Annotated in this window: 24 protein-coding genes; 16 read left to right on the top strand and 8 right to left on the bottom strand. The window is 72.6% G+C overall.

The features are described from left to right. Positions 1–196 precede the first annotated feature (196 nt). Positions 197–1,528, bottom strand: a complete 1,332-nt coding sequence (gene ispG, locus FV233_RS19115; protein ID WP_147856138.1) for a flavodoxin-dependent (E)-4-hydroxy-3-methylbut-2-enyl-diphosphate synthase — start codon at positions 1,526–1,528, stop codon at positions 197–199. Between the two features lie 349 nt (positions 1,529–1,877). Between ispG and FV233_RS19110 the strand changes: the two genes are divergently transcribed. The 9 genes from FV233_RS19110 to deoA all read left to right on the top strand — a co-directional run bounded on the left by FV233_RS19110 (position 1,878) and on the right by deoA (position 10,994). Then, complete coding sequence (locus tag FV233_RS19110) at positions 1,878–3,053, top strand: patatin-like phospholipase family protein (RefSeq protein ID WP_147898441.1); 1,176 nt, start codon at positions 1,878–1,880, stop codon at positions 3,051–3,053. Positions 3,054–3,308: 255 nt separating this feature from the next. After that, positions 3,309–5,000: a CHASE3 domain-containing protein gene (locus FV233_RS19105; RefSeq protein WP_147898440.1), complete on the top strand. Its 1,692-nt coding sequence runs from the start codon at positions 3,309–3,311 to the stop codon at positions 4,998–5,000. A gap of 136 nt (positions 5,001–5,136) precedes the next feature. Then, the gene (locus FV233_RS19100) at positions 5,137–5,691 is read left to right on the top strand and encodes a glutathione peroxidase (protein ID WP_147898439.1); all 555 of its coding nucleotides are present in this window, start codon (positions 5,137–5,139) and stop codon (positions 5,689–5,691) included. 44 nt (positions 5,692–5,735) lie between these two features. Next, positions 5,736–6,359 (top strand): sigma-70 family RNA polymerase sigma factor, encoded by a 624-nt coding sequence (locus FV233_RS19095; RefSeq protein ID WP_147857704.1) that lies wholly within the window; start codon positions 5,736–5,738, stop codon positions 6,357–6,359. Between the two features lie 96 nt (positions 6,360–6,455). After that, positions 6,456–7,220 (top strand): anti-sigma factor, encoded by a 765-nt coding sequence (locus FV233_RS19090; RefSeq protein ID WP_147898438.1) that lies wholly within the window; start codon positions 6,456–6,458, stop codon positions 7,218–7,220. A 488-nt stretch (positions 7,221–7,708) separates the two neighbouring features. Further along, positions 7,709–8,137, top strand: a complete 429-nt coding sequence (locus tag FV233_RS19085) for a cytidine deaminase (RefSeq protein ID WP_147898437.1) — start codon at positions 7,709–7,711, stop codon at positions 8,135–8,137. Further along, entirely contained in the window at positions 8,130–8,954 is an 825-nt protein-coding gene (locus tag FV233_RS19080) for a purine-nucleoside phosphorylase (RefSeq protein ID WP_147898436.1), read from the top strand. Before FV233_RS19085 ends, FV233_RS19080 begins: the two co-directional genes overlap by 8 nt. Further along, a complete protein-coding gene (deoC, locus tag FV233_RS19075; RefSeq protein WP_147898435.1) occupies positions 8,947–9,690 on the top strand; it encodes a deoxyribose-phosphate aldolase in 744 nt (247 codons plus the stop codon). Before FV233_RS19080 ends, deoC begins: the two co-directional genes overlap by 8 nt. A 5-nt stretch (positions 9,691–9,695) precedes the next feature. Then, complete coding sequence (gene deoA / locus FV233_RS19070) at positions 9,696–10,994, top strand: thymidine phosphorylase (RefSeq protein WP_147898434.1); 1,299 nt, start codon at positions 9,696–9,698, stop codon at positions 10,992–10,994. An 18-nt stretch (positions 10,995–11,012) separates the two neighbouring features. Here the strand turns inward: deoA and FV233_RS19065 are convergent, their stop codons facing one another. Beyond that, positions 11,013–11,339, bottom strand: coding sequence for a hypothetical protein (locus FV233_RS19065; RefSeq protein WP_147898433.1), 327 nt, complete (start codon positions 11,337–11,339; stop codon positions 11,013–11,015). 234 nt (positions 11,340–11,573) lie between these two features. After that, a complete protein-coding gene (locus FV233_RS19060) occupies positions 11,574–12,416 on the bottom strand; it encodes an SDR family NAD(P)-dependent oxidoreductase (protein WP_147898432.1) in 843 nt (280 codons plus the stop codon). 319 nt (positions 12,417–12,735) lie between these two features. Here FV233_RS19060 and FV233_RS19055 point away from each other — a divergent pair, with 319 nt between their 5' ends. Next, complete coding sequence (locus tag FV233_RS19055) at positions 12,736–13,920, top strand: endo-1,4-beta-xylanase (RefSeq protein WP_147898431.1); 1,185 nt, start codon at positions 12,736–12,738, stop codon at positions 13,918–13,920. Between the two features lie 133 nt (positions 13,921–14,053). Here FV233_RS19055 and FV233_RS19050 read toward each other — a convergent pair whose 3' ends face one another. Further along, the gene (locus tag FV233_RS19050; protein ID WP_246690031.1) at positions 14,054–15,178 is read right to left on the bottom strand and encodes an acyltransferase; all 1,125 of its coding nucleotides are present in this window, start codon (positions 15,176–15,178) and stop codon (positions 14,054–14,056) included. Positions 15,179–15,435: 257 nt separating this feature from the next. Here FV233_RS19050 and FV233_RS19045 point away from each other — a divergent pair, with 257 nt between their 5' ends. The 3 genes from FV233_RS19045 to FV233_RS19035 all read left to right on the top strand — a co-directional run bounded on the left by FV233_RS19045 (position 15,436) and on the right by FV233_RS19035 (position 17,933). Beyond that, positions 15,436–17,115 (top strand): L,D-transpeptidase family protein, encoded by a 1,680-nt coding sequence (locus FV233_RS19045; RefSeq protein WP_147898429.1) that lies wholly within the window; start codon positions 15,436–15,438, stop codon positions 17,113–17,115. A gap of 184 nt (positions 17,116–17,299) precedes the next feature. Continuing rightward, positions 17,300–17,548 carry an AbrB/MazE/SpoVT family DNA-binding domain-containing protein gene (locus FV233_RS19040; RefSeq protein WP_147898428.1) on the top strand — a complete coding sequence of 83 codons (249 nt, stop codon included), beginning with the start codon at positions 17,300–17,302 and terminating at the stop codon, positions 17,546–17,548. Continuing rightward, the gene (locus FV233_RS19035) at positions 17,541–17,933 is read left to right on the top strand and encodes a type II toxin-antitoxin system VapC family toxin (RefSeq protein WP_147857475.1); all 393 of its coding nucleotides are present in this window, start codon (positions 17,541–17,543) and stop codon (positions 17,931–17,933) included. Before FV233_RS19040 ends, FV233_RS19035 begins: the two co-directional genes overlap by 8 nt. 41 nt (positions 17,934–17,974) lie before the next feature. On the opposite strand, the gene FV233_RS19030 is transcribed toward FV233_RS19035, so the two are convergent. Next, the gene (locus tag FV233_RS19030; RefSeq protein WP_147898427.1) at positions 17,975–20,650 is read right to left on the bottom strand and encodes a bifunctional acetate--CoA ligase family protein/GNAT family N-acetyltransferase; all 2,676 of its coding nucleotides are present in this window, start codon (positions 20,648–20,650) and stop codon (positions 17,975–17,977) included. A 374-nt stretch (positions 20,651–21,024) separates the two neighbouring features. On the opposite strand from FV233_RS19030, the gene FV233_RS19025 reads away from it, so the two are divergent. Then, positions 21,025–21,447 (top strand): MucR family transcriptional regulator, encoded by a 423-nt coding sequence (locus FV233_RS19025; RefSeq protein WP_147898426.1) that lies wholly within the window; start codon positions 21,025–21,027, stop codon positions 21,445–21,447. 97 nt (positions 21,448–21,544) lie between these two features. Then, entirely contained in the window at positions 21,545–22,303 is a 759-nt protein-coding gene (locus FV233_RS19020) for a restriction endonuclease (RefSeq protein ID WP_147898425.1), read from the top strand. A 36-nt stretch (positions 22,304–22,339) separates the two neighbouring features. On the opposite strand, the gene FV233_RS19015 is transcribed toward FV233_RS19020, so the two are convergent. Continuing rightward, complete coding sequence (locus tag FV233_RS19015) at positions 22,340–22,819, bottom strand: peroxiredoxin (protein WP_147857512.1); 480 nt, start codon at positions 22,817–22,819, stop codon at positions 22,340–22,342. Positions 22,820–22,921: 102 nt separating this feature from the next. Beyond that, the gene (locus FV233_RS19010) at positions 22,922–23,200 is read right to left on the bottom strand and encodes a hypothetical protein (RefSeq protein WP_147857511.1); all 279 of its coding nucleotides are present in this window, start codon (positions 23,198–23,200) and stop codon (positions 22,922–22,924) included. 172 nt (positions 23,201–23,372) lie between these two features. Here FV233_RS19010 and FV233_RS19005 point away from each other — a divergent pair, with 172 nt between their 5' ends. Beyond that, positions 23,373–23,993, top strand: coding sequence for a YqgE/AlgH family protein (locus FV233_RS19005; RefSeq protein ID WP_147898424.1), 621 nt, complete (start codon positions 23,373–23,375; stop codon positions 23,991–23,993). A 59-nt stretch (positions 23,994–24,052) separates the two neighbouring features. Here FV233_RS19005 and FV233_RS19000 read toward each other — a convergent pair. Continuing rightward, on the bottom strand, positions 24,053–24,816 hold a 764-nt coding region (locus tag FV233_RS19000; protein WP_147898423.1), incomplete at its 5' end, for a hypothetical protein.

The following is a 24,816-nucleotide window of genomic DNA, read 5'->3' as shown; positions in this document are numbered from 1 at the left end:
CTCTTGGGACTCAAGAGTTCTCTGAACTTCTAATCACCCGCCTTGTCATCCCGGGGCCGCGAAGCGGAGCCCGGGATCCATAACCGCCGATAGTTCAAAATCTTGCGCTGTCGGCGGCTCTGGGTTCCGGGCTCGCCTGCGGCGCCCCGGAATGGCACGGCGGTTAATCCTGCCGTCCTGCGCGACCTGCGTCCGGCTATTCGGCCGCGGTGCGCGTGCCGCCGCCCTGCTGGCCGAAGCGGCGCTCGATGTACTCGATCACGACGGTCTCGAAATCCTTGGCGAGCGTGGCGCCGCGCAGCGTCATCGCCTTCTTGCCGTCGATGAACACCGGGGCGGTCGGGGTCTCGCCGGTGCCCGGCAGGGAGATGCCGATATCGGCGTGCTTCGATTCGCCCGGGCCGTTGACGATGCAGCCCATCACGGCGACGTTCAGGCCCTCGACCCCCGGATAGGTCTTCTTCCATTCCGGCATGGAGGTGACGATCCAGTTCTGGATGTCCCGGGCCAGCTCCTGGAAGGTGGTCGAGGTGGTGCGGCCGCAGCCCGGGCAGGCCGCGACCATCGGCACGAAGGTGCGGAAGCCCATGGTCTGCAGCAATTCCTGGCTCGCCTTGACCTCCACGCTCCGGTCGCCGCCGGGCTCCGGGGTCAGCGAGTAGCGGATCGTGTCGCCGATTCCCTCCTGGAGCAGCACGCCGATCGCCGCCGAGGCCGCGACCAGGCCCTTGGAGCCCATGCCGGCCTCGGTGAGGCCCAGGTGGATCGCGTAATCCGAGCGGCGCGCCACCTCGCGGTAGACCGCGATCAGGTCCTGCACCGCCGAGACCTTGGCCGACAGGATGATCTTGTTCTGCGGCAGGCCGAGTTCCACCGCCCGGTCGGCCGAGCCGATCGCCGAGCGCACCATCGCCTCGCGCATCACCGCGCGGGCATCGATCGGCCGCGGCAGCTTGGCGTTCTCGTCCATCAGGTGGGTGAGCAGCTCGCCGTCGAGCGAGCCCCAGTTGGCGCCGATCCGGACGGTCTTGCCGTACTTGATCGCCTGCTCGATGATCGAGGAGAACTGGGTGTCCTTCTTGTCCTTGAACCCGACGTTGCCGGGGTTGATCCGGTACTTCGCCAGGGCCTCGGCGCAGGCCGGATGGTCGGCCAGGAGCTTGTGGCCGATATAGTGGAAGTCGCCGATCAGCGGCACGTGGACGCCGATCCGGTCGAGCCGCTCGCGGATCTTCGGCACCGCGGCCGCCGCCTCGTCCCGGTCGACGGTGATGCGGACCAGCTCCGAGCCGACCCGGGCGAGCTGGGCGACCTGCGCCACCGTGCCGTCGATGTCGGCGGTGTCGGTGTTGGTCATCGACTGCACGACGATCGGGGCGCCGCCGCCGACCGTGACCGCGCCTTCGCCCTCGCCGACCGTGACGCCCACCGTGCGGTGGCGCGGCGCGGGGCCGGCGATCTCCGGACCCCCGCTGGTCAGGGCGGTCGCGGCGGGATTTTCGGAGCGGATGGCTTCCATGACTTCCATCGTGGACCTTCGCGGGCGCGCACTGTGCGGAGCGCCGGAGCCCTGAAACGGGCTGGCCGGGCATCTCGCGGCGCGCGCCTCGCCGGAGCTTCGGGGCTGCGGGCCGACCGCGGTTAGCTGCGGACGACGCCGCGCGGCGTCAAGCAGACGCCACGCATGACAGCATCGCGGTTGTCATGTCGTATCCGGATGCGGATGTCGAGTTTGCCGCGCGGCCGACACCGGTTTTCGTCCGCCCCTGTTGCCGGAATCGCGCGCCGCGCGCCGCCCGTCACCGCGCCGCCAGCCCCCGGCATGGTTGATGTTGCAGTGCACCATCCCATGTAGGGAGCCCTGATTGGAGGCCGACATGCGCAAGCATCCCCACGGCGGTGAGCCGCACAACCCGGTGACCGTCGTTCCGGAAATCTTGCCGGAAATCTTGCCGGAAACCTTGCCCGACCCTTCGTCCGGAATCCCTGTCTCGGACGGGATCGAGCCCACGCCCGCCCACCCGCCGCACCGGATCCTGGCGGGGCCCCGGGCCGAGAAGCCGGTCGCCCTCGCCCTGCAGGGCGGGGGCGCGCACGGCGCCTTCACCTGGGGCGTGCTCGATGCCCTGATCGAGGACGGCCGCCTGGCCTTCGAGGCGCTGACCGGGGCGAGCGCCGGGGCGATGAACGCCGTCGTGATGGTCGACGGCTGGCTGAAGGGCGGCCCGGACGGCGCCCGGGAGGGGCTCGAGCGGTTCTGGCGCGAGGTCAGCCTCGACGGCGACCTCGGCCCGGCCCAGCGCAACTTCGTCAGCGGGCTGTTCAGCCTGTGGAAGGGCAACCCGGTGGCCGAGTTCTGGTCCAAGATGCTCTCGCCCAGCCCCTACGTGTCGAATCCGCTCAACATCAACCCGCTGCGCAAGGCGCTGGCCGCGCAGGTGGACTTCGAGCGCCTGCGGGAGTCCGAGACCGCCGGCCTGTTCGTCTCGGCCACCAATGTCTGGACCGGCAAGCTCGCGGTGTTCGAGCGCGAGCGCCTGACCGTCGATCACCTGATGGCCTCGGCCTGCCTGCCGACGGTGTTCCAGGCGGTTGAGATCGACGGCGTGCCCTATTGGGACGGCGGCTACCTCGGCAACCCGCCGCTCTACCCGCTGCACCGGGGCGCCCGGACCCGGGACATCGTGCTGGTCCAGATCAACCCGGTCGAGCGGCGCGAGACCCCACGCACGGAGAACGAGATCCGCGACCGGCTCAACGAGATCACCTTCAACGCCAACCTGATGCGGGAATTGCGGGCGATCGACTTCCTCGACGGCCTGATCGAGGACGGCACCCTGGGCCAGGGCGGCTACCAGCGGGTCCTGGTGCACCGGATCGACGGGACCGACGCGCTGGAGGATTACAACGCCGCCTCCAAGCTCGACGCCCGCTGGACCGTGTTCAAGCGCCTGCGCGACAAGGGCCGCGGCGCCGCCCGGACCTGGCTCTCCGAGACCTACGGGACCATCGGCCACGCCTGCACCCTGAACCTGCGGGACGCGTATCAATAGCCGCGGCAAGACTGGTCGATCGCGGAGGGCATGGCTCAATACCCGTATTGCCCCCGGCTCTGTGCGAAGTCATATTAAGATGATTGGACGCGATGTGACTGAATATATTTCAATCTGGAGGGTGTATTAACTGGCTAAGTATCGCTTTTTAATCAAAAAAGCCGCGACGTAAGAGATATTTCACGGAGTTGTTGTATCCCGGCACGTCGACCGCGGGCCGATCGGGCCCGGTGATTCTTCCCCGAAGGACGGGCCATGGGTTTTCGTCTGATCGATCTCAGGACCGGCGTGAAGATCGCGCTGGTCATGGCCCTGATGCTGGCGATCACCGCCGGCGCCTCGGCGGTCTCGCTCCGCAATATCGTGTTGATCGAGGACACCGAGGCCTGGACCGTCCACACCCACGAGGTGCTGGCCGAGGTCGACCGGATGGTGGTCGCGATGATCGACCGGGAGACTGCCCTGCGGGGGTACCTGATCTCCGCCGAGCCGCTCTTCCTCGAGCCCGAGCAGGCCGGGCGGAAGGCCTTCGCGGCGTCCTGGGACGCGGCGCGCAAGCTCACCGCCAACAATCCCACGCAGCCCCGGCGCCTCCTGGAGCTGAAGGCCCTGGCCGAGCGCTGGAGCGACGCGGTGGCGGACCGCGAACTCGCCCTGATGAAGGACCCGGCGACCCGGGAGGACGCGCGCCGGCTCGAAGGCTCGGGCGTCGGCAAGGCGGCGATGGATGCCGTGCGCGCCAAGGCGGCCGAGATCGCGCAGGTCGAGCAGGATCTGCTGAAGGACCGGAGCGCCGCCTCGGCGGCGGCCGTCTCGGCGGCGCGGATGGCCAACCTGATCGGCCTCGGCGCCGTGGTGGTCACCGCCCTGATCGGGTCCCTGCTCCTGCATCACGGCATCGGCAAGCCGATCAACCGGATGACCCAGGCCATGACCCGGCTCGCCGCCGACGACCTCTCCGTGGAGATCCCCGGCGTCGGGCGCCGCGACGAGATCGGCGCCATGGCCGGCGCCGTGCAGGTGTTCCGGGACGGGCTCGCCCGGACGAAGGTCCTGGAGGCGGAGGCCGCTGAGGCCCGGATCGGCCAGGAGGCGCAGCGCAAGACGGCGATGCGCGATCTGGCCGCCAGCTTCGAGGGCGCCGTCGGCGGCATCATCCGCGCCGTCGCCACCGCCGCGGCGAGCCTGAAAGCCACCGCCGAGACCATGAGCGCCGCGGCGGCCGAGACCGCCAGCCAGTCGACCCATGTGGCGACGGCGGCCGAGCAGGCCGCCTCCAACGTCAACACCGTGGCGGCGGCGGCCGAGGAACTCGGCGTCTCCGTCAACGAGATCGGCCGGCAGGTGCAGGCCTCGGCCGACCTCGCCGACGCCGCCGTGCTGGAGGCCGGGAAATCCGCCGACCTCGTGCGCAACCTGCGCGACGGGGCGGTGAAGATCGGCGCCGTGGTCGACCTGATCAGCGGCATCGCCGGCCAGACCAACCTGCTGGCGCTCAACGCCACGATCGAGGCCGCCCGGGCCGGCGAGGCGGGCCGCGGCTTCGCGGTGGTCGCCACGGAGGTGAAGGAGCTGGCCGGCCAGACCGCCAAGGCCACCGGCGAGATCGCCCGGCAGATCGGCGAGATCCAGTCCTGGACCGGGGAGACGGTGGACGCGATCGGGATCATCGTCGGCCGCATCACCGAGATGAGCGGGCTGTCCACCGGAATCGCCGCCGCGATCGAGGAGCAGGGCTCGGCGACCCAGGAGATCGTCCGGAACGTCGGCCAGGCCGCGACCGGGGCGGGCGAGGTCACGGCCAACATCGCCGGGGTCGCCAGCGCCGCCGAGGGCGCCGGAGCCGCCGCCGTGCAGGTGCTCGGCTCGGCCTCCGAACTCTCGGTCCAGGCCGAGCGTCTCGACGCGGAGGTCCATCGCTTCCTCGACACGGTGCGAGCGGCGTAAGCGAAGCGCGGGGCTGCGCGCCCCGGAACCCCGCCAAAGGGCCGCAGGCCCTTTGGGATCCCGGTTGTTGGGATCTGCCCGACGCGCGCTAGGTTCCGTGTGGGCGTGCGAGTGCCCGTGACCGTGCGAGGCCGCCATGACGATGTTGCGCCGCGAGGCCCTGATCCTGCTGGGCGCCGGGTTTGCCGGCGCCGCCCGGGCCGCGCCGTCCGGGCGGGCGGGCGACTTCGCCTTCGAGCATCCGGAGGGCGGCGCCATGCCGCTCTCGGCCTATGCCGGGCGGCCGATCCTGGTGGTCAACACCGCCACGGCCTGCGGCTATGCCGGCCAGCTCGCCGGGCTCCAGACCCTGTGGACCCGCTTCGGCGACCGGGGCCTCACGGTGATCGGCGTGCCGTCGCCGGATTTCGGCAACCAGGAGCCGCTCGACGGGCCGGCCATCGCGGAGGCCGCGCGGAAGAATCACGGCGTGACCTTCCCGCTGACCGCCAAGACCCGGGTGAAGATGCCGGGCGCCCACCCGTTCTACCAATGGGCGGCGGCGGAGCGGCCGGGCGAGACCCCGCGCTGGAACTTCCACAAGTACCTGATCGCCCGGGACGGCTCCTTGGCCGCCGCCTTCGCCACCCAGGTGGAGCCCACCGACCCGCGCCTCGTCTCGGGCATCGCCGCCACCCTCGATCAGGCCTGAACGGCGCCCGGGATTAAACGCCCGGGCCCCCGCGTTCACACCCTATGGCGTCAGACAAGCTCAAGCATCCGGACATCGTCGACCTGCTGGTGCCCCTGCGGCGCTACGCCCGTTCGCTGACCCGCGACGCGCTGCGGGCGGACGACCTCGTGCACGATACCCTGGTGCGCGCCCTGGAGATGCAAGGGTCCCTGCGCCCCAACACCAACCTGCGCACCTGGATGATGACGGTGCTGCACAACGCCTTCATCGACGAGCAGCGCCGCCGCCAGGTCGAGGCGCGGCACGCCGACGCACTCGTGCGGATGAGCGAGGACATGGCGCCCCCCGCCCAGGAGGGCCGGGTCCGCCTCGCCCAGATCCGGCAGGCCTTCCTGACCCTGCCGGAGGAGCAGCGCGCCGCCCTGCACCTCGTGACCCTGGAGGGCATGGCCTACGCCGACGCCGCCGCGGTGCTGGGGATCCCGATCGGCACGCTGATGTCCCGCCTCGGCCGCGGCCGGGCGGCGTTGCGCGCCTTCGAGGACGGCGCCCGGGGCACGACCGAGGCCGAGCCCGAAACGAACCGGCCGGATGTCCGGCGCGGCACCTTCCCGGGCCTGCGCCTCGTCGCCTCCGACCAGACCCGGGACCGGCCGCCGATAAAGCGCGCCGCCGGAGATGCCTGAGGCATTCGACCCGGACCGGCCGCGCAGGGCCGGAACAGAGACGATGACGACCGGCGGATCCGCCCCGGCGGCACGCTGGAACCGAGGACTTCACCGATGATGGATCCGATAACAGACGACGACCTCATCGCTTTCGTCGACGGGCAGATCGACCCGATGCGCCGTCTCGACGTCGAGGCGCACCTGGCCGCCCATCCCGGGGCCGCCGCCCAGGTGATGGCCGACCTGCACGACCGCGACGCCCTCCGGGCCGCCTTCGAGCGCATGCCCGGGCCGGGGCCCGACCGCACCCTCGTCCTGGCCCGCCGCTTCGACCGCAACCAGCGCTGGCGCCGGGTCGGCGCGCGGCTCAAGCGCGCCGCCGCAATCGTGGTCCTGGTCGGCGCGGGCTGGCTCGCCCACGACGAGATCGGCCGGTTCGGCGTGCCCGACACCCTGGCCGCGACCCCCGATCCGGCCCTGATCGCCGACGCCCGCCAGGCCCGCGCCGTGGCGCAGCTGCGCAAGAGCATCTCCAGCCAGGGCGAGCACCCGGTCTACGACCGGGCCCGCCTCCAATCGGTCACCGGCATCGATCTGCCGCCGCTCCCGGCGGGCTGGCAGGTGCGCGACATCCAGGTCTTCCCCGGCCGCCACGGCACGGGCATCGAGATCGCCTTCGAGGCCGGTTCGATGGGCGAGGCCTCGCTGTTCGCCACCCGCGGCCTGCGCGGCGGCCCGGCGGCGCTCACCGGCTCCGACGACGGCACGCTCCTGTCCTGGAATGCCGGCGACACCGCCTACGCGCTGAGCGGCCCGCAGGACGACGCGGTCCTGCGCCAGGCCGCCGGGATGCTGGGGGCGGGCGCGGCGACGCGCTGAGGGATTTTCGGGGACGGCCGAACATTCGCCACGTCATTCCCAACGACGGCCCTGCACAGGTTTGAGGCGCAAGCGCTGTTACAGGTCGCTCCGCGCACCCTCTCCCGCACGGGCTGCCGGATTCACACTTCGGGCCGGGACACTTGGGCACAGGATGACGCGCGGGTCCCCTCTCCCGTGCGGGAGAGGGACAGGGTGAGGGGACAGGTTTGTCCGGATAGGGCGCATCCCTCACCCCAACCCTCTCCCGCACGGGAGAGGGGACTTGCGGCTTCTGCGGCCATGGTATGGATGCGGCTGCGAACGGAACGTGTGGGCCCCCGGCGTTCCGGGCTCGCCTTCGGCGCCCCGGAATAAGGGATCCGGATTTTCAACGCATCCGAGTAGCCCGCACACTGAAAACAGCTGCTCTCGTTGGCACCGCACTATGCCCTCTGCCATTGCTCCGCCCCTCGACAGGCCGCCCCGCCGGGTGCCAAAGATCGGCCATGCAGGCCGCCGATTCAGCGCAACGGGATGAGGGGCTGACAGCCCTGTTCGAGGCCGCCCGGGCGGTGCGCGCGCGGGCGCACGCGCCCTATTCCCGGTTCCGGGTCGGGGCGGCGCTGCGCGACGAGCGCGGCGCGATCCATGCCGGCTGCAACGTCGAGAACGCGGCCTACCCGGTCGGGACCTGCGCGGAGGCCGGGGCGATCGCCGCAATGATCGCGGGCGGCGGCCGGCGCATCACCGCGATCCTGGTCTGCGGCGACGGCGCGGGCCTGGTGACGCCCTGCGGCGCCTGCCGCCAGCGCATCCGCGAATTCGCCGGACCGGACACGCCGATCCACGCCGCCGGGCCGGAGCGCGTCGCGAAAACCTTCACGCTGGCGGAGTTGCTGCCCGAATCGTTCGGGCCGGAGACGCTGGGTGACTGACGCCGCCGCCCTCGCCACCCTCCGGGCCGCCGGCTTCGGCGGCGGCTACGCCTGCGCGATCGTCACCGGCACCGGGCTCGGCGGGATCGCGGCCGAGCTGGCGGACGCGCACGCGCTGGATTACGCGGCGATCCCGGGTTTCCCCGGGGCCGGCGTCAGCGGCCATGGCGGCCGGCTGCATCGCGGGCGCCTCGCCGGGCGGCCGGTGCTGGTGTTCGAGGGCCGGGCCCATGCCTACGAGCGGGGCGAGGCGGCGGCGATGCGGGTTCCGCTCGCCTGCGCCGCCGGCCTCGGGGCGCGGCGCCTGCTGCTGACCAACGCCTCCGGGTCCCTGCGGCCGGAGACCGGCCCGGGCAGCCTGGTCCTGCTCGCCGACCACATCAACCTGTCGGGCCTGAACCCGCTCATCGGCGAGGCGAGCGACGCCCGCTTCGTGCCGATGACCGACGCCTACGATCCGGACCTGCGCGCGCGCCTCCGGGCCGCGGCGGGGGCCTGCGGCGTGCCCCTCGGTGAGGGCGTCTACGCGTGGTTCTCCGGCCCGAGCTTCGAGACCCCGGCCGAGGTCCGGATGGCCGGCATCCTCGGAGCCGACCTCGTGGGCATGTCCACCGTGCCCGAAGTGATCCTCGCCCGCTTCCTCGGCCTGCCGGTGGCGGCCGTGTCGGTGGTGACCAACCTCGCCGCCGGGATCGCCGGGGGCGCGCCCCATCACGCCGAGACCAAGGCGGTGGCGGCCCGGGCCGCCGCCGATCTCGGCCGCCTGGTCCGGGCCTTCGCCGCAGGCCTGCCGGCCCAGGAGACCGACCATGGATGACCCGGATGCCGGTGCGGTCGCCCGCCGGGCGCTGCCGCTCCTCGACCTCACGGACCTGACCGAGACCTGCACCGAGACGAAGATCGACGCGCTCTGCCGGGATGCGCGCGCGGGCGGCGTCGCGGCGATCTGCGTCTGGCCGCATTTCGTGGCGCAGGGCGCGCGGGCGCTCGAGGGCAGCGGCATCCGGGTCGCCACGGTGATCAACTTCCCGGCCGGCGGCGAGGATTGCGCCCGGGCGACCGACGACACCGCAGAGGCCCTGCGCGACGGCGCCGACGAGATCGACCTGGTCCTGCCCTATCGCGCGATCCTGCGCGGCGACGCCGCCACCGCCCGCGACATGGTCGAGGCGGTGCGCGACACCTGCGGGGCCGCCGTGCTGAAGGTGATCCTCGAGACCGGCGAACTCGCCGATCCCGACGTCATCCGGCGCGCCGGGCGGCTGGCGCTGGAGGCGGGGGCCGACTTCCTCAAGACCTCCACGGGCAAGAGCCCGATTTCGGCGACTCCGGAGGCCGCCGAGGCGATGCTGGCCGAGATTCGAGCCGGCGGCCGGGAGGGCGGCCGGGCGGCGGGCCTGAAGATTTCAGGCGGCCTGCGCAGCGTCGCCGATGCGGGCGCCTACCTGGCGCTCGCCGACCGGATCATGGGGCCGGACTGGGTGAGCCCGAAGACCTTCAGGCTCGGGGCGAGCAGCCTGTTCGGGGCGCTGATCCAGGCGCGGGACTCGTGAGACCCATGCGCCTGCCGCAGGAAACCATCCGGGCCAAGCGCGACGGCCTGGTCCTCGATCCGGAGGAGATCGCAGGCTTCGTCCGGGGCCTCACCGACGGCGCGGTCGGGGAGGGGCAGGCGGCGGCCTTCGCCATGGCGGTGTTCTTCCGCGGACTGGCGCTGCCCGAGCGGGTGGCGCTGACCCGGGCGATGGCCGGATCCGGCGCGGTGCTGACATGGGACCTGCCGGGCCCGGTGCTCGACAAGCACTCCACCGGCGGCATCGGCGACACGGTGAGCCTGGCCCTCGCCCCGATGGTGGCGGCCTGCGGCGGCTACGTGCCGATGATCTCGGGCCGCGGCCTCGGCCATACCGGCGGGACGCTGGACAAGCTCGCCAGCATCCCGGGCTACGACGCCACACCGGGGCTCGACACCTTCCGCCGGGTGGTCGGCCGGGTCGGCTGCGCGATCATCGGCCAGACCGCCGAGCTGGCCCCGGCCGACCGGCGCCTCTACGCGATCCGCGACGTCACCGGCACGGTGGAATCCCTCGACCTGATCACAGCGTCGATCCTGTCGAAGAAGCTCGCCGCCGGGCTCGACGGGCTGGTGATGGACGTCAAGCAGGGCTCCGGCGCCTTCATGGCGGGCTTGGACGAAGCCCGGGCCCTGGCCGAGAGCATCGTCACGGTGGCCGAGGGCGCAGGCCTGCGCACCGCCGCGCTGATCACCGACATGGACGCGCCGCTCGCCAGCGCCGCCGGCAACGCCGTCGAGGTCGCCTACGCGATCGACTACCTGACGGGGGCGCGCCGCGAGCCGCGCTTCCACGCGGTCACCCTGGCGCTCGGGGCGGAGATGCTGGCGGTCGGCGGCCTCGCGCCGGACCGGGACGCGGCGGCCGGGCGCCTGGAGGCGGCGCTGGCCTCCGGCCGGGCGGCCGAGATCTTTTCCGAGATGGTCGCGGCCCTCGGCGGCCCGGGCGATCTCCTGGAGGACCCGGCGCGATACCTGCCGGCCGCGCCGGTGCGGCGGCCGGTCCGTCAGGACGGCGTGGTCGCCGGGATCGACACCCGGGCGATCGGGCTGGCGGTGATCGGGCTCGGCGGCGGACGGACCCGGCCCGAGGACGCGATCGACCCGCGGGTCGGCTTCACCGACCTCGCGGGTCCCGGCGACGCGGCCGGTCAGATCGGGATCGTCCACGCGGCCGACGAGGCCGCCGCCGACCGGGCCGAGGCGGCCCTGCGGGCGGCCTACCGGATCGGCGCGGCGCCCCCCGGCCGCCCGGCGATCATCGAGCGTGTCGGGGCCGGATAGGCTCCGGCCCCGCCGGCCTTACCAGCGGCCGTGGCCGTGACGGTGGCCCCAGCCGCCGTGGCGGTGATGGCCGTAGCCGCCATGATGACCCCAGCCGCGATGGTGGCCGCGCCCCCAGCCGTGATGATGGTGGCCCCGGAAGCCCGGTCCGAAGCCGTGACGCGGGCCGAAGCCGTGGCGATGGCCGTACCCGTAGCCGTATTGGACATCCACGATGTCGCCGGCGCCCTGGTGCAGGCCGGTGTCGAGGCCGAGCGGCGCGGCCATCGCGGGGGCTCCGAGGGCGATCCCCCCGAGCGCCACGGCGGCGGCCGCCAGGCGTAGGCGTGCGGTCTTGGTGAACATCGATGTCCTCCTGTGCCTCGCCGGCCGCGATGCCGCGACCGGCCGTACCCCAGGTGTGGCGCTCATAAGTTGACGGAGACGTGACTTCGTCCCTCAGGCGTTGTTCAGGTCCGGACGGCACACGAAAGCCGGAGGTGCTCGCCCGGATCCCTCGGCCCACGCCGTCCTCGCTCCACAACTCCCCGCGTCGCGAAGCCCCGGGTCGCTCCGCTCCGCTCGCAATGACGGAGCGGCTCACTCCGCCATGAACCGCTTGAACGCCTCCGAAAAATCCGGGTGCCAGCGCGACAAAGCGGGCCGGTTCTCGATGATGTCGCCGGCCGCCCAGGCGATGCGCTTCTCGTCCTGCGCCCGGGTGGTCTCGTTGTCGGGGCAGAGGATGTAGAAATCGCCCGCCTCCAGCCGGTCCAGCATGAAGGCGACGGTCTCATCCGGCGTCCAGGCGCCGGGTGGTTTCTCGGCGACGCCGCGGGCCTTGGTCAGGCCGGTATAGACGAAGCCCGGGATCAGCAGGTGCGCGGTGGTCCGGCAGCCCTCGCGGCTGCGCAGTTCGTGGGCCAGGGCCTCGGTGGCCGCCTTCACGGCCGCCTTCGAGACGTTGTAGGGCGCGTTGCCGGGCGGCGTGGTGATGCCCTGCTTCGAGCCGGTGACGATCACCGCGCCGGGCTGGCCGCCCGCGATCATGCCGGGCGCGAAGGCGTGGATGCCGTTGACCACGCCCCCGAGGTTGGTGCCTAGGATCCGGGTCCAGGTCCCGGCGTCGGAGAAGAGCTTGCCACCGGCCTCGATCCCGGCGTTCAGCATCACCACGGCCGGGGGCCCGGCCTTGGCGACATGGGCCGCCAGGGCCTCCACGGCCTCCCGGTCCGAGACGTCGGTGGGCAAAGCCCGGACCTCGACGGCGGCCAGTTCGGCCACGGCGCGGTGGGCCTCCTCGAGGGCCGGGCCGGGCAGGTCGGCGAGCCAGACGTTCATGCCGGCCCGCGCGAAGGCTTTGGCCGCCGCGAGCCCGATGCCGCTCGCCGCCCCGGTGACGACCGCGCTGCGGCCTGGGCTGATGGCGGGATGCTGGCTCATGGTTCGGTCCTCGGCTGGATGGCGCCCCGAAGATGGGGCGCGTCGGGGCCGAAGGCGAGTTGGAACCGGTGCGATCGGTCCGCTGCCAGCGCCCTTGCCGACTAGGGCGATCGCATGAGGAGATGTTATTCCTCCGGAAGTTGATAACTCCCGCGGCGCACGCTCACCCACCGTGTCATTCCGGGGCCGCGAAGCGGAGCCCGGAATCCAGAACCTCAAGCCGAGCAAGATCTTGCTCCGTCGGCGGTTCTGGATTCCGGGCTCGCCTGCGGCGCCCCGGAATGACGGGGTGACGTATCCCTCGAAGCGAGAACCCGGCATGACCCCACCCCCCGGCCTGCCGAGCCGCCGCGCGCTCCTCGCCGGGGCGGCCTGCGCCGGCCTCGCCACGGCGGCGGGGGCTGCGCCGTCCGGGTTCGGCCCCCTCGGCAAGCCGTCCTGGTCGGCCGACAGCCTCCAGGCCGCCGCCGCCGCCAAGGGGCTGCTCTACGGCTGCGAGGTGCCGTTCCACCGCTTCGACTCGACCCCAGCCTACCGGCAGGCGGTGGCGCGGGAATGCGGTATCCTGGTCTGCGGCACCGAGATGAAGATGGAGGAGGTGCTGCCCGCCCCCGGGCGCACCGATTTCGCCCGCGGCGACGCGATCCTGCGCTTCGCGCGGGCCAACGGCCAGCGGATGCGCGGGCACACCCTGGTCTGGCACGCGGCCCTGCCCCCGTGGGTCGCGCCGCTGCTCGGCCGGGCGAGCCCCGTCCAGGCCGAGGACTTCATGCGGCGCTGGATCGAGACCGTGGCCGGCCATTACCGGGGGCAGATCGTCGCCTGGGACGTGGTCAACGAGATCCTGGGCAACGAGGGCGACCCCGACCGGGGCGGGGGCCTGCGCGAGTCCCCCTGGCTCGCCGCGATGGGGCCCGGCTACGTGGACCGCGCCTTCCGGATCCTGCACGAGACCGACCCGGCGGCGGCCGGCACCTGGAACGAGGACGCGGTCGAGCAGGCCGCGCCCTGGATGGGGGCCAAGCGCACCAAGGTGCTGCGCCAGCTCGAGGCGATGCGCGCGCGCGGCGTGCCGATCCGGCGGTTCGGCCTGCAATCGCACCTGACCAGCACGGTCCCGATCGACCAGGGCCAGCTGCGCCGCTTCCTGCACGAGATCGGCCAGATGGGGCTGGGGATCGCGGTCACCGAACTCGACATCGACGACCGGGCCTTCCCGTCCGACGTGGCGACCCGCGACGGCAGGGTGGCCGACTTCGCCCGCCGCTACCTCGACGTGGTCCTGGCCGAGCCCGCCCTGCTCGACGTGCTCACCTGGGACATCTACGACCCCGACACGTGGCTGAACGACCACCCCAACCGCAAGCGGCCGGACGGCCTGCCCCAGCGGGCGCTGCCCCTCGACGCGCAGTTCCGGCGCAAGCCGCTCTGGCACGCGATGCTGGCCAGCTTCCAGGCCGCCCCGGACCATGCCGCCGCGCGGGAAAAACTCAGGCGGGGGTGATGCCGGTGCGACCTTGTCTGTCGTCAGGAGCCAGCGGAGTTACCTGGCGGCGCCGGACGAGGCTCGGGTCCCCTCTCCCGTGCGGGAGAGGGACAGGGTGAGGGATGCGACGTCTCCGGATAGACCTGTCCCCTCACCCCACCCCTCTCCCGCTCGGGAGAGGGGGCTGCGTCGCGCTCCGTATGGGATCGTGTGAGCGCCCCGCGACACCGAGAACGGGCTCCGGCGGCCGGTCCGCCAGCAGCCGGCGGCGCAGCCGCGCGCAGGTGCGCTCGACCAGCCCGTACATCCCCCAGCACCAGAGTAGCGTCAGCGGGAAGGCCGCCAGCATCAGCGTCAGCCCGTGCAGGCCGGGCGCCTGGTGCAGCACCGCCGCCACCACGGCCATGTGGGCGAGATAAAAACTGTAGGACCAGAGGCCGAGCTGGCGCATCGGCCGGGCCGCGAGCAGCCGCACCGCCCGGCCCTCGCCGTGCAGCAGGTAGGCGAACGGCACGAACAGCGCCGCGCTCTGGAGTGTGTAGCGCAGGGTCTCGCGGAAGGCGGGATCGCGCACGGCCAGGGTCAGCAGGATCACCCCGAGGCTCGCGGCGACGTGCCAGGCCCGGGGCCGCCAGGCGCGGTCGCCCGGGATCACCGGGTTGTTCCACAGGCCGAGGCAGCAGCCGAACAGGATCGCGTCGATGCGGGTGTGGGTCCAGGAATAGTTCAGGCTGTAATCGGGCAGCCGCCAGACGTTGACGCAGCGGATCGCCAGCACCGCCGCGCAGAGCCCCAGGGAGGCCAGCGCCGCCCGGCGCGGTCGCAGGCGGCCCAGCCACAGGGCGTAGGCCAAGGGGAAGACCAGGTAAAAATGCTCCTCGATGGCGAGGCTCCAGAGCGGCACCGGCAGCACCGCCTCGGTGCCGAACAGGCCGGGATAGTTGGTCAGGAACAGCACCTGGCCGAGCACGGCCGCCGGCTCGACCCGCATCCAGTCGAGCAGTCCCGCCGCGTAGAGCGCCCCGGCGGCGGCCAGGGTCAGGTAGAGCGGCGGCAGGATGCGCAGGCTGCGCCGCAGGTAGAAGGCCGACAGCGACACCGTGCCGGTGCGCCCGCGCTCGATCCGCAGCAGCGTCGTGATCAGGTAGCCGCTGAGGAAGAAGAACACCGTGACGCCAAAACCCCCCGGCACCACGTGGCTGTAGCCGCAATGGGCCGCGAACACGATCAGGATCGCGAGCGCGCGCACCCCGTCGAGCTGGGGCAGGTAGGGCATCGTGCTCAGGCGCTCCCCGGGGCGCTGGGATCCGGACTCCGGCATGGCGGCGGCTGATCGTCCTTCACGGCACGGCCCGGCAGGGTGCGCCTTTTCCGCGCGAATCGATATCCGCCCCCGGGTCCGGAGGCGATCCCCCTCGATGGATGGTGAACGGGCCCCGCCGCGGGGGCGATTCACCGGAGGAGATTGGTAACCGTACCGCCCCATCATCCCGCCCGACCGCGCCGTCCCGGGCGCCGTCGGGAGTGTTGCGTATGGTCCCGACCCGTTTCCGCCTTCCCGCTCGCCTCGGCACCGGCCTCTCGGTTCTGGCGCTGCTCGGCGGCCCCGTGGCCGCGCTGGCGCAGGGCGCCCCGGCCGCACCCGCGGCGCCGGCGGCCCCGCCGCTCGCCGTCCCGGTCGCCGTGCCGCCGGCCCCGGAACCCGTGAAGGCTCCGGAGCCCAAGGCCCAAGTCGAGAAGGCCCAAGTCGAGAGGGCCCAAGTCGAGAAGGCCGAAGTGAAGGCCGACGCGAAGACTCCCGAGGGCCGGCCGATCGAGGCCAAGACGTCCGACGTGAAGCCCCCGGACGCGCCGAAAAAACCGCGCGCGCCGGCGCCGCTGGTCTACGCCAAGGTCTCCACCGACCCGACCCCGACGCTCACCGCCCGGACCTTCCTGGACACGCTGAAGGTGGCCGACCGCTACGCCGCCTTCGCGGAGGCCGGCGGCTGGGAGCGGCTGCCCGACGACCTGATCCGGCTGAAGCCCGGGGAGCGCAGCCCGGCGATCCCGTCGCTGCGCCACCACCTGACGCTCACCGGCGACCTGCCCGTGGACGCGCCGCCGAGCGACCGGCTCGACCCGCCGCTGGTGGCCGCGATCGCGGCGTTCCAGGGCCGCCACGGCCTGCCCGACAGCGGCATCCTGGGCCGGCTCACGATCAACGCCCTGAACGTGCCGGCCGCCACCCGGCAGCGCCAGCTCGCGGCCTCGGCGGCCCGGCTGATGGGCTCGAAATTCCCGTTCGGCGAGCGCTACGTCGTGGTCAACGTGCCCTCGGCCATCGTCGAGGCGGTGGAGAACGGCGTGGTGGCGCGCCGCTACGTCGCGGTGGTCGGCTCCCCCGACAAGGCGACACCCACGGTGGAGACCCGGGTCACCGACATCAACTTCAACCCGACCTGGACGGTGCCGGCCTCGGTGGTGAAGAACGAGATCATCCCGCAGATGCGCAAGAACCCGGGCTACCTCGCCCGGAACCACATCCGCATCCTCGGCCCCGCCGGCGAGGTCGACCCGACCCGGATCGACTGGGCCGGCAACAAGGCGGCGGCCTACACGCTGCGCCAGGATTCCGGCTTCGACAATTCGCTCGGCCAGGTGCGGATCGACATGCCAAACCGCTATGCCGTCTACATGCACGACACGCCGGCCAAGTCCCTGTTCGCCGCCAACGTGCGCTTCCACAGCCACGGCTGCGTCCGGGTCGGGCAGGTGAAGGAGCTGGTCGGCTGGCTGCTGCAGGGCACCGACGGCCCCAACGGGCCCGGCACGAGCTGGGGCCCGATCGAGATCGAGACCGGCATCGCCGACGGGGAGCGCCGCGACATCAAGCTGGTCAAGCCGGTGCCGGTGACGTTCGTCTACCTCACGGGCTACGCCACCCCGGACGGGACGGCGCATTTTCGCGACGACATCTACAACCTCGACACGCCGCCCCCGGCGCCGGAGCCCGCCGCCACGGGGGCGATCGCACCGGCCGGTGCCGTGCAGCCTGCCGTGATGCCGAAGCCCGCGGCGCCAACGCCGCCGAAGCCGGTGGTGGCCAAGCCGGCGGTGACCAAGCCCGCTGCGGCGAAGGCCGTCGCCGCCAAGCCGGCGGCCAGCAAGGCAACGATCGCGAAGCCGGCAACGGAGGGGGGCAATCCGGACGTGCATCAACCTCCGCGGTGATCCCAATCCAGCCATCCGGGCTTGGCTGAACCGGACCATGTCTCGACGGTACGTCCGCTTCGCCGCGGGATAGCGGCACAGGACTTTCCTTTTTTAGCTTTCATCGGGCATCATAGGACGGCGCGGCCAGCGTCCGATGGCGCGGACAGCGAGCGTTGTTTCGGGCCGCGATCCGGAATTCGGCATGGCTTCGCACTTGGCAAAGATCGAGGCTGGCGGGACGCTCGTCATCCCGGCGGATTTCCGGCGGGAACTCGGGCTCGCAGCCGGCGACACCGTCATGGTCGAACTGGCCGAGGACGGTCTGCGGATCCGCTCCTTGTCCGCTGCAGTCCGGGAAGCGCAGGCCATCGTCCGCAGCTTCGTGCCGGCCGATCGGAACTTGGCCGACGAGTTGATCGCGGAGCGTCGGACCGAGGCGGAGCGTGAGTGAGGCCTTCGTCCTCGACGCCTCAGCGCTGCTGTGCCTGCTTCGCGCGGAGACAGGTGCCGAGGCGGTTGCCGAGGTCCTGCCGCAATCCGTGATCGGTGCGGTGAACCTATCCGAAGTCTATGCCAAGTTGGCCGAAGCCGGTGGAGCGGAAGCGCAGATCACGCAGGCTCTCGGCGTCCTCCGCCTCGCGATCGAACCCTTCGATGACGAGCAGGCGCGGATGGCCGGGATCCTGCGACTGCCGACGCGCCCTCTCGGACTCTCGCTGGGCGATCGAGCCTGCCTCGCTCTGGCAAAGCAACGCCGATCGGTTGCCGTGACGACGGACCGGGCCTGGAGCCGGCTGCCGGCCGATCTCGGGCTGAGCGTCAGGATCGTCCGCTAGCGTACAGTCCGGATAGACGATGCCGACCGGGGCCGGAGCCCCTAACCCACCCCAAGCTCCAGCTTCACGGTCACCAACCCCGGATCCTCCGGGTCCCGCCCTTGCGTGAACCCGAGCCGGCGGCAGACCGCCAGCATCGGGCGGTTCTCGGCGAGCACCATGCCCTCGACCCGGCCGACGCCCTCGGAGCGGGCCCAGTCGATCATCAGCCGCATCAGCGCGAAGGCGAGGCCGGTGCCGCGCGCGTCGCGGCCGACCGCGATGGCGTATTCGCCGCTCTCGTGGTTGGCGTCGGCGTGCAGCCGGACGGCGCCGAGCATGCGCTCGCCGCCCTGCGGATCGACCTCGGTGGCCACGAAGGCGATGGCCCGGGCGTAGTCGAGCTGGGTCAGCCGGGCGAGGAACGCGTGGCTGAACTCGCGGACCGGCCCGAAGAAACGCAGCCGCAGGTCCTCCGGATCGAGGCCCTTGAAGAAGGCCAGGAACAGGCCCTCGTCCTCGGGGCGCACCGGGCGCACCCGGATCGTGCGGTCCTTGAGGTTGAGGGTGCGGACCCATTCCGCCGGATAGGGCCGGATCGCGAAGCGCGGGTGGCCGCGGCCGTGGCATCCCCGCTCCGCGCGCCCGATCCGGACCCGGGCGTCCAGCGCCAGCACGCCGGTCTCGTCGGCCAAGAGCGGGTTGATGTCGAGCTCGCGCACCTGCGGCAGGTCGGCGGCGAGCTGGGACAGCTTCACCAGCGTCAGGGCGATCGCCCCGAGATCGGCGGCCGGCACGTCGCGGTAGCCTTCGAGGCGCCGGGCGACCCGGGTGCGGCCGATCAGGTCGCGGGCCAGCGCGAGGTCGAGGGGCGGCAGGCCGAGGGCGCGGTCGTCGATCACCTCCACCGCCGTGCCGCCCCGGCCGAACACGACCACGGGCCCGAACACCGCGTCCTCGGCGAGCCCGGCGATCAGCTCCCGGCGCTGGCCCCGGCGGACCATCGGCTGCACTGCGAAGCCGGTGACCCGGGCGTCCGGTCGCTCCCGCCGGGCGCGCGCCAGGATGCTGCGGGCGGCATCGCGGACGTCGGCCTCGCTGGTGAGGTCGAGACGGACGCCGCCGATGTCGGATTTGTGCACCACGTCGGGCGAGACGACCTTGAGCGCCACCGTGCCGCCGGCCGCGATGATCGGCCAGGCGGCGGCCGCGGCGGAATCCTGGTCGGGGGCGAGGGTGATCGGCACGGTGGGGATGCCGTAGGCCTCCAGCAGGCCGTTCACGGCGACCGGGTCGAGCCAGGCCGCCCCCTGGCGCAGGGCGGCGGCCACGATCGAGCGGGCCCGGGCCGTGTCGGGGGAGAAGTCCCGCGGCAGCGAATCCGGCGTGCGCATCAGGTCGTCCTGCGCCTCGCGGTAGCGCACGAGGTGCAAAAACCCCTCGATCGCCTCGGAATCGGTGGCGAAATGCGGGATCCCGGCCCCCGCGAAGGCGGCGCGCGCCACCTCGGCATCGCCCAGCGACACCGCGAAGACCGGCTTCTTGCGGGTCTGGCCGGCGCGGGCGCGCGTGACCGTCTCGGCGATCGCCCCGGCCACCGCGCCGGCATCCGACCGGACCGTGGGGACGTGGATCGCCAGCACCGCGTCGCTGGCCCGGTCGGCCAGCAGCGGCGCCAGGGCGGCCGAGAAGGCCGGGCCGCCGGCATCGATGCCGAGGTCGATCGGGTTGCCGGCCGGCGGGTCCTCGGCCGCGGGGATCTCGGCCAGGATGCCCGCGCGGTCGGTCAGCCGGTCGGCGGCGAGCAGCCCGATGCCGCGGCCGTTGGTGAGGATCGCCAGCCGGTCCCCCGGAAACGGGCGCTGGCGTCCCAGGGCCTCGACCGCCGAGAACATCGCGTCGAGATCCGGCACGGCGAGCAGGCCGGCCCGGCGGAAGGCCGCGGCGTAGACCGCGTCCGGCCGGGCGAGCGCGCCGGTATGGGTCACGGCCGCCCGCGTGTCCGGCCGGTGCCGGCCGGCGCGCAGCACCACCACGGGCTTGGCGCGGGCGGCGGCCCGGGCCGCCGACATGAACCGCCGGGCATCGGCCACCCGGTCGAGGCAGAGCAGGATCGCCCGGGTGCGGTAGTCGGCGGCGAAATGGTCCAGGCAGTCGGCGACCCCGATATCGAGCACGCTGCCGAGCGACAGCACCGCGGAGAAGCCGGTCCCGTGGCGGGCGGCCCATTCGACGATGGCCGCCGCCACCGTGCCGGATTGCGAGACGAGCGCGAGGTCCCCCGCCGCCGGGGCGTGGGCGAACAGGCTGGCATCGAGCTTGGCGGCGGGCACCGCGAGGCCGGCGCTGTCGGGGCCGAGCAGGCGCAGGCCCTGCGCGCGGGCGATCCGGTGCGCCACCGGCCCGGGGTCGTCCGGCCCGCGGCCGAGCCGGGCGGTGAGGATCACGGCCGCCCCGGCGCCGATCGCGGCGGCCTGGGCGACCACCTCGGGCACGCTCGCGGGCGGCACCGCGATCAGCACGAGGTCCGGCACCACGGTGAGGTCGGCGACCCGCTTCACGCAGGGCAGGCCGTCCACGGATTCGTGATCCGGCTGGACCGGCAGGATCGCGCCGGGAAACCCCGCCCGGCGCAGGCTGTCGAGCACGCTGCGCCCGAGGGAGCCCTCGCGGGCCACGGCTCCGACCAGCGCGACCGAGCGCGGCGCCAGGAGCTTGTCGAAGCGGTACGTGCTCACGGCGCCGACGGCCCGAATCTGTGCGCGCGCATGGGGGCCCCTCGCCTGGGTGACGCGCTTTGCAAGGCGCGCCGCGGCGCACCCGCCGCCCTACCAGATGGCACAATCTCCCGCAGGTGCAACGCCCGGATGCACCGATGCCGCGCGTGACCCGCACCGGCCGCCACGGGACGAGCCGGCTTTGTACAGTATTCGACAATGCAGGCTGCAATCACGTCGGCTGTTGTGGTCACTTACAAATTGGTCTTGCCCTTATATTGATCACATCATAGTACCTGCCGCTTTATAGGCCTGTATCAGCCTCGGCAGACACAGATTCCGGCCGGCACACGCCGAACGATGGCGGCCGAGACGAAGCGACGGGAGGTTTCGGAATGGACGCCACGGTCGGAGAGGACCTGGATTATCTCGCGCTGTCCGTCGACATCGTGTCGGCCTTCGTGAGCAACAATCCGGTGCCCGTGCCGGAACTGCCCGGACTGATCGCCGCGGTCCACGCCACCCTGCACGGGCTGAGCCAGCCGCCGGCCCCGCCGGTGGAGGAGCTTCGGCCGGCGGTCTCGGTGCGGCGCTCGATCCAGCCCGACTACCTCGTGTGCCTGGAGGACGGGAAGAAGTTCAAGTCGCTCAAGCGGCACCTGCGCACCCACTACGACCTGACGCCCGAAGCCTACCGGGAGAAGTGGGGGCTCGCCCCCGACTACCCGATGGTGGCGCCGAACTACGCCGCCGCGCGCTCGAGCCTCGCCAAGAGCATGGGGCTCGGCCACCAGCGCCGGAAGGGCCAGAAGGAATAGGCCCGCGGGCCTGCATCCACAGCTTTCCCGCCGGGATTCAGCATCGGGCAAGGGGCGCTTGCCAGGGTCGGCGGGCTCATCCGCGACCCGAGATCCGATGCCCGGCAAGCCCAACCCCGTCGCCCGCCTGTTCTGGACGGCCGTGCTCGGCTGCCCGCTCGGGCTCTGGTACGGACCGCCGGCCTTCGCGGCCACGGGGGCGGCCCTCGCGCTGGTCCTCGGGCGCCATCTCGGCCGGCCCCGCCGGTTCCGGGCGCGGGTGCGCCGGATCGCCCGGGCCCATGGCGAGACCCTGGCGCTGCGGCGGCGGCAGGAGAGCTTTTCCGATGCCTACGGCAACCGGATCGAGGACGGCTGGCTGCGGGAGCGGGCGTACTTCCTCGACCGCACCGTCCTGCCGCAGATCGGGCCGCGGTTTGCCGACCTCGCCGAGTCGGAGCGCGCCCGGATGCTGGCGATCGTCGAGGCGGAGGCCGCCGCCATCGCGCTGCCCGAGGAAGACGAGGCGCCGGGCGACGGGATCGATTACGAGCGCTACTGCGCCGACCGCCTGGCCCGGGCGGGCTGGCGGGCGCACCGGACCCCGCCGAGCGGCGACCAGGGCGCCGACATCGTGGCGGTGCGCGACGGGCTCCGGCTGATCGTGCAGTGCAAGCGGCTGGCCAAGCCCGTCGGCAACGCCGCCGTGCAGGAGGCGGCCGCCGCCCTGCGCTACTGGGCGGGCGACCGGGCCGCGGTGGTGTCGAATGCCGGCTTCACCCCGGCGGCGCGCCGCCTGGCGGCGGCGACCGGCGTGCTGCTCCTGCACCACGACGCGCTGGACGACATCGACCTCGCCGGAGCGCACCGGAGCTGACGCGGGATGGGTACGGGGCGCGGAGCCCCGATGGCCTCAGAGGACCTTGAGCAGCGCCTCGGCGCCGGATGCCTCGGCCTTCGAGGGGGTCTCCTCGACGTTGAGGATCTTCACCACGCCGTCCTCGACCAGCATCGAGTAGCGCTTGGAGCGGATCCCGAGGCCGAAGCCGGTGCCGTCCATCTCCAGGCCGATGGCCTTGGCGAAGTCGGCATTGCCGTCGGCCAGGAATTCCAGGCCCTCGGCGCCGCTGGCCTTCGACCACGCGTCCATCACGAACACGTCGTTGACGCTGGTGACCGCGATGGCGTCGACGCCGCGGGCCGTGATCTCGTCCTTCTTGGAAACGAAGCCGGGCAGGTGGTTGCGGTGGCAGCTCGGCGTGAAGGCGCCCGGCACGCCGATCAACACCACGCGGCGGCCCTTGAACACGTCGTCGGTGGTGCGGGCGAGCGGGCCCTCGGGGCCGGTCACGCGGAAGGTCGTCTGGGGCAGGTGGTCGCCGACCTGAATCATCGCGGGTCCCTCGTTGCTGCACGCTCGGATCGCGCGCTGGACAATCGCGGCTGACCTAGCGTGGCGGCCCGCGCCTGTCGAGGACGGAGGCGGCGGAGCTCGTCACGCTCCGAGCAGCTTGATGAAGGCGGCGCCCGCCCCGAAGAAGGCCGCGCCCGCGGCCATGCCCGAGAGCGCGACCTGCCAGGGCGCCAGCGCCCGGTCGCGGCCGAGCTTGGCCGCCTCGGCCGACATCTTGAGCTGCTCTGTGGCCAGCTTGGCCGCCTCGGCCATCAGTTTGCGCTGCTCGGCGACGAACTTGCCCGTCTCCTCCTGCGCCCGCTGGATCTGGGCGCGCTGTGCCTCGATGTCGAAGGCAGCCGGGGATGCAGCGTCCGCCATGGGACACCTCCTTCTCGCGGCCAGATCAGGCCCATGCAAAGGCCAATGCCCGGGGGCGAGGATATATAGCGATCCGCCCGCAGATTCGACAGCGCCTTTCCAGCCGGGTGGGGCCGGGGCGACGCGCGCTTTGTCCGCTGGACAAGGCGAGGGGGCCGCGTAGCATACGCGCATGTCGAACCCAGCGTCGCCCGTGCAGTCCGCGCTCACCGGCCCGAGCTTCCTCGACGGACAATTCCTCGTGGCGATGCCCGGGATGGCCGACGAGCGCTTCGCCCGCTCGGTGATCTACGTCTGCGCCCATTCGGCCGACGGCGCGATGGGCATCATCGTCAACAAGGCGGCGACCGACATCAGCATGCCGGACCTGCTGGTCCAGCTCGACGTCGCCCCGGAGGCGGACGCGATCCGGCTGCGCGAACGGGTCGGCCACATGCCGGTGCTGATGGGCGGCCCGGTGGAGGGCCGGCGCGGCTTCGTGCTGCACACCGACGACTTCCACATCCAGCAATCGACGCTGATCATCGACGACGGCATCTGCCTGACCGCCACGGTCGAGATCCTGCGCGCCATCGCGAGCGGCGAGGGCCCGGCCAGCGCCGTGCTGGCGCTCGGCTATGCCGGCTGGCAGGCGGGGCAGCTCGAGAGCGAGATCATGGCCAACGGCTGGCTCAACTGCCCGGCCGACCCGGCGCTGATCTTCGACACCGACCTGGACGCCAAGTACGAATTGGCCCTGCGGGCCAATGGCATCGACCCGGCCATGCTGTCGATGACCGCCGGGCGGGCCTGAAGCATCGTCCCGAACGGTGGTCGCCGGCTTTCGGGGCAGGACGATGCTCTGACGGACCGCTATTCCGGCGGCATCTCGCCGGCGGTGTCCGGGTTCACCCCGTCGACGGCCGGCTCCGCGGCGGGCCTGGGCCGGGACCGGCGCGGGGCCGCCGCGGCGGTCGGAACCGCCGTGTTGGCACCCAGGCGGGTGGCGAGCGCCAGGGCCCGGTTCTCGGTGACCCGCAGGTGGCAGAAGCCGTGCGTGCCCTCGCGGGCGTAGCCGCGGCAGAGCTGCTCCCGGTCGGCCGAGAACGCCGCCTGCTCGCTCACGATCGGCCGCACGTCCTCGCGCCGGGCACGCTGGGTCATCAGCTTGTAATTGTCGCGTACCGCCTTGTCGGCGACGCCCCGGCCGGTGTCGAACTCCCCGGCCCGGGGGATCAGGCTGGCGCCCGCCGGCCCCCACAGCCCCACGGGCGTGGTCGCGCAATCCGCATTCGAGAAGGTGCAGATCGGTCCCTGGCCCAGCGACGTGACCAGGATCCCGCCCTCGACCACGTCGAAGCGCAGCGGGCACTCGGCCCCGGCGGCCTCGAAGCGCGGCGCGCCTTCGGGCTTGCCCTCGGAGGTCAGGGTGATGGGATTGCCGTTGGCGAGCGGCACCGTGCAGGACTCCGCCGGCTGCGAGATCTTGGTGCCGGGCAGCTTGATCCGCGCCGTGACGGCGGTGCCGGCCCGCTCCAGCTTCAGGGTGCCGGACATGCCGTTGAGCTGGAGCTCCGGCCCGATCACCCCGTCCTCGGACGGGGCCTTCAGCACCACCGGGCGGGCCGGGGCCGGGG

This window comes from Methylobacterium sp. WL7, from assembly GCF_008040085.1.
Lineage (GTDB): Bacteria > Pseudomonadota > Alphaproteobacteria > Rhizobiales > Beijerinckiaceae > Methylobacterium > Methylobacterium mesophilicum.
This window is presented reverse-complemented; position numbering and strand designations above follow the sequence as displayed.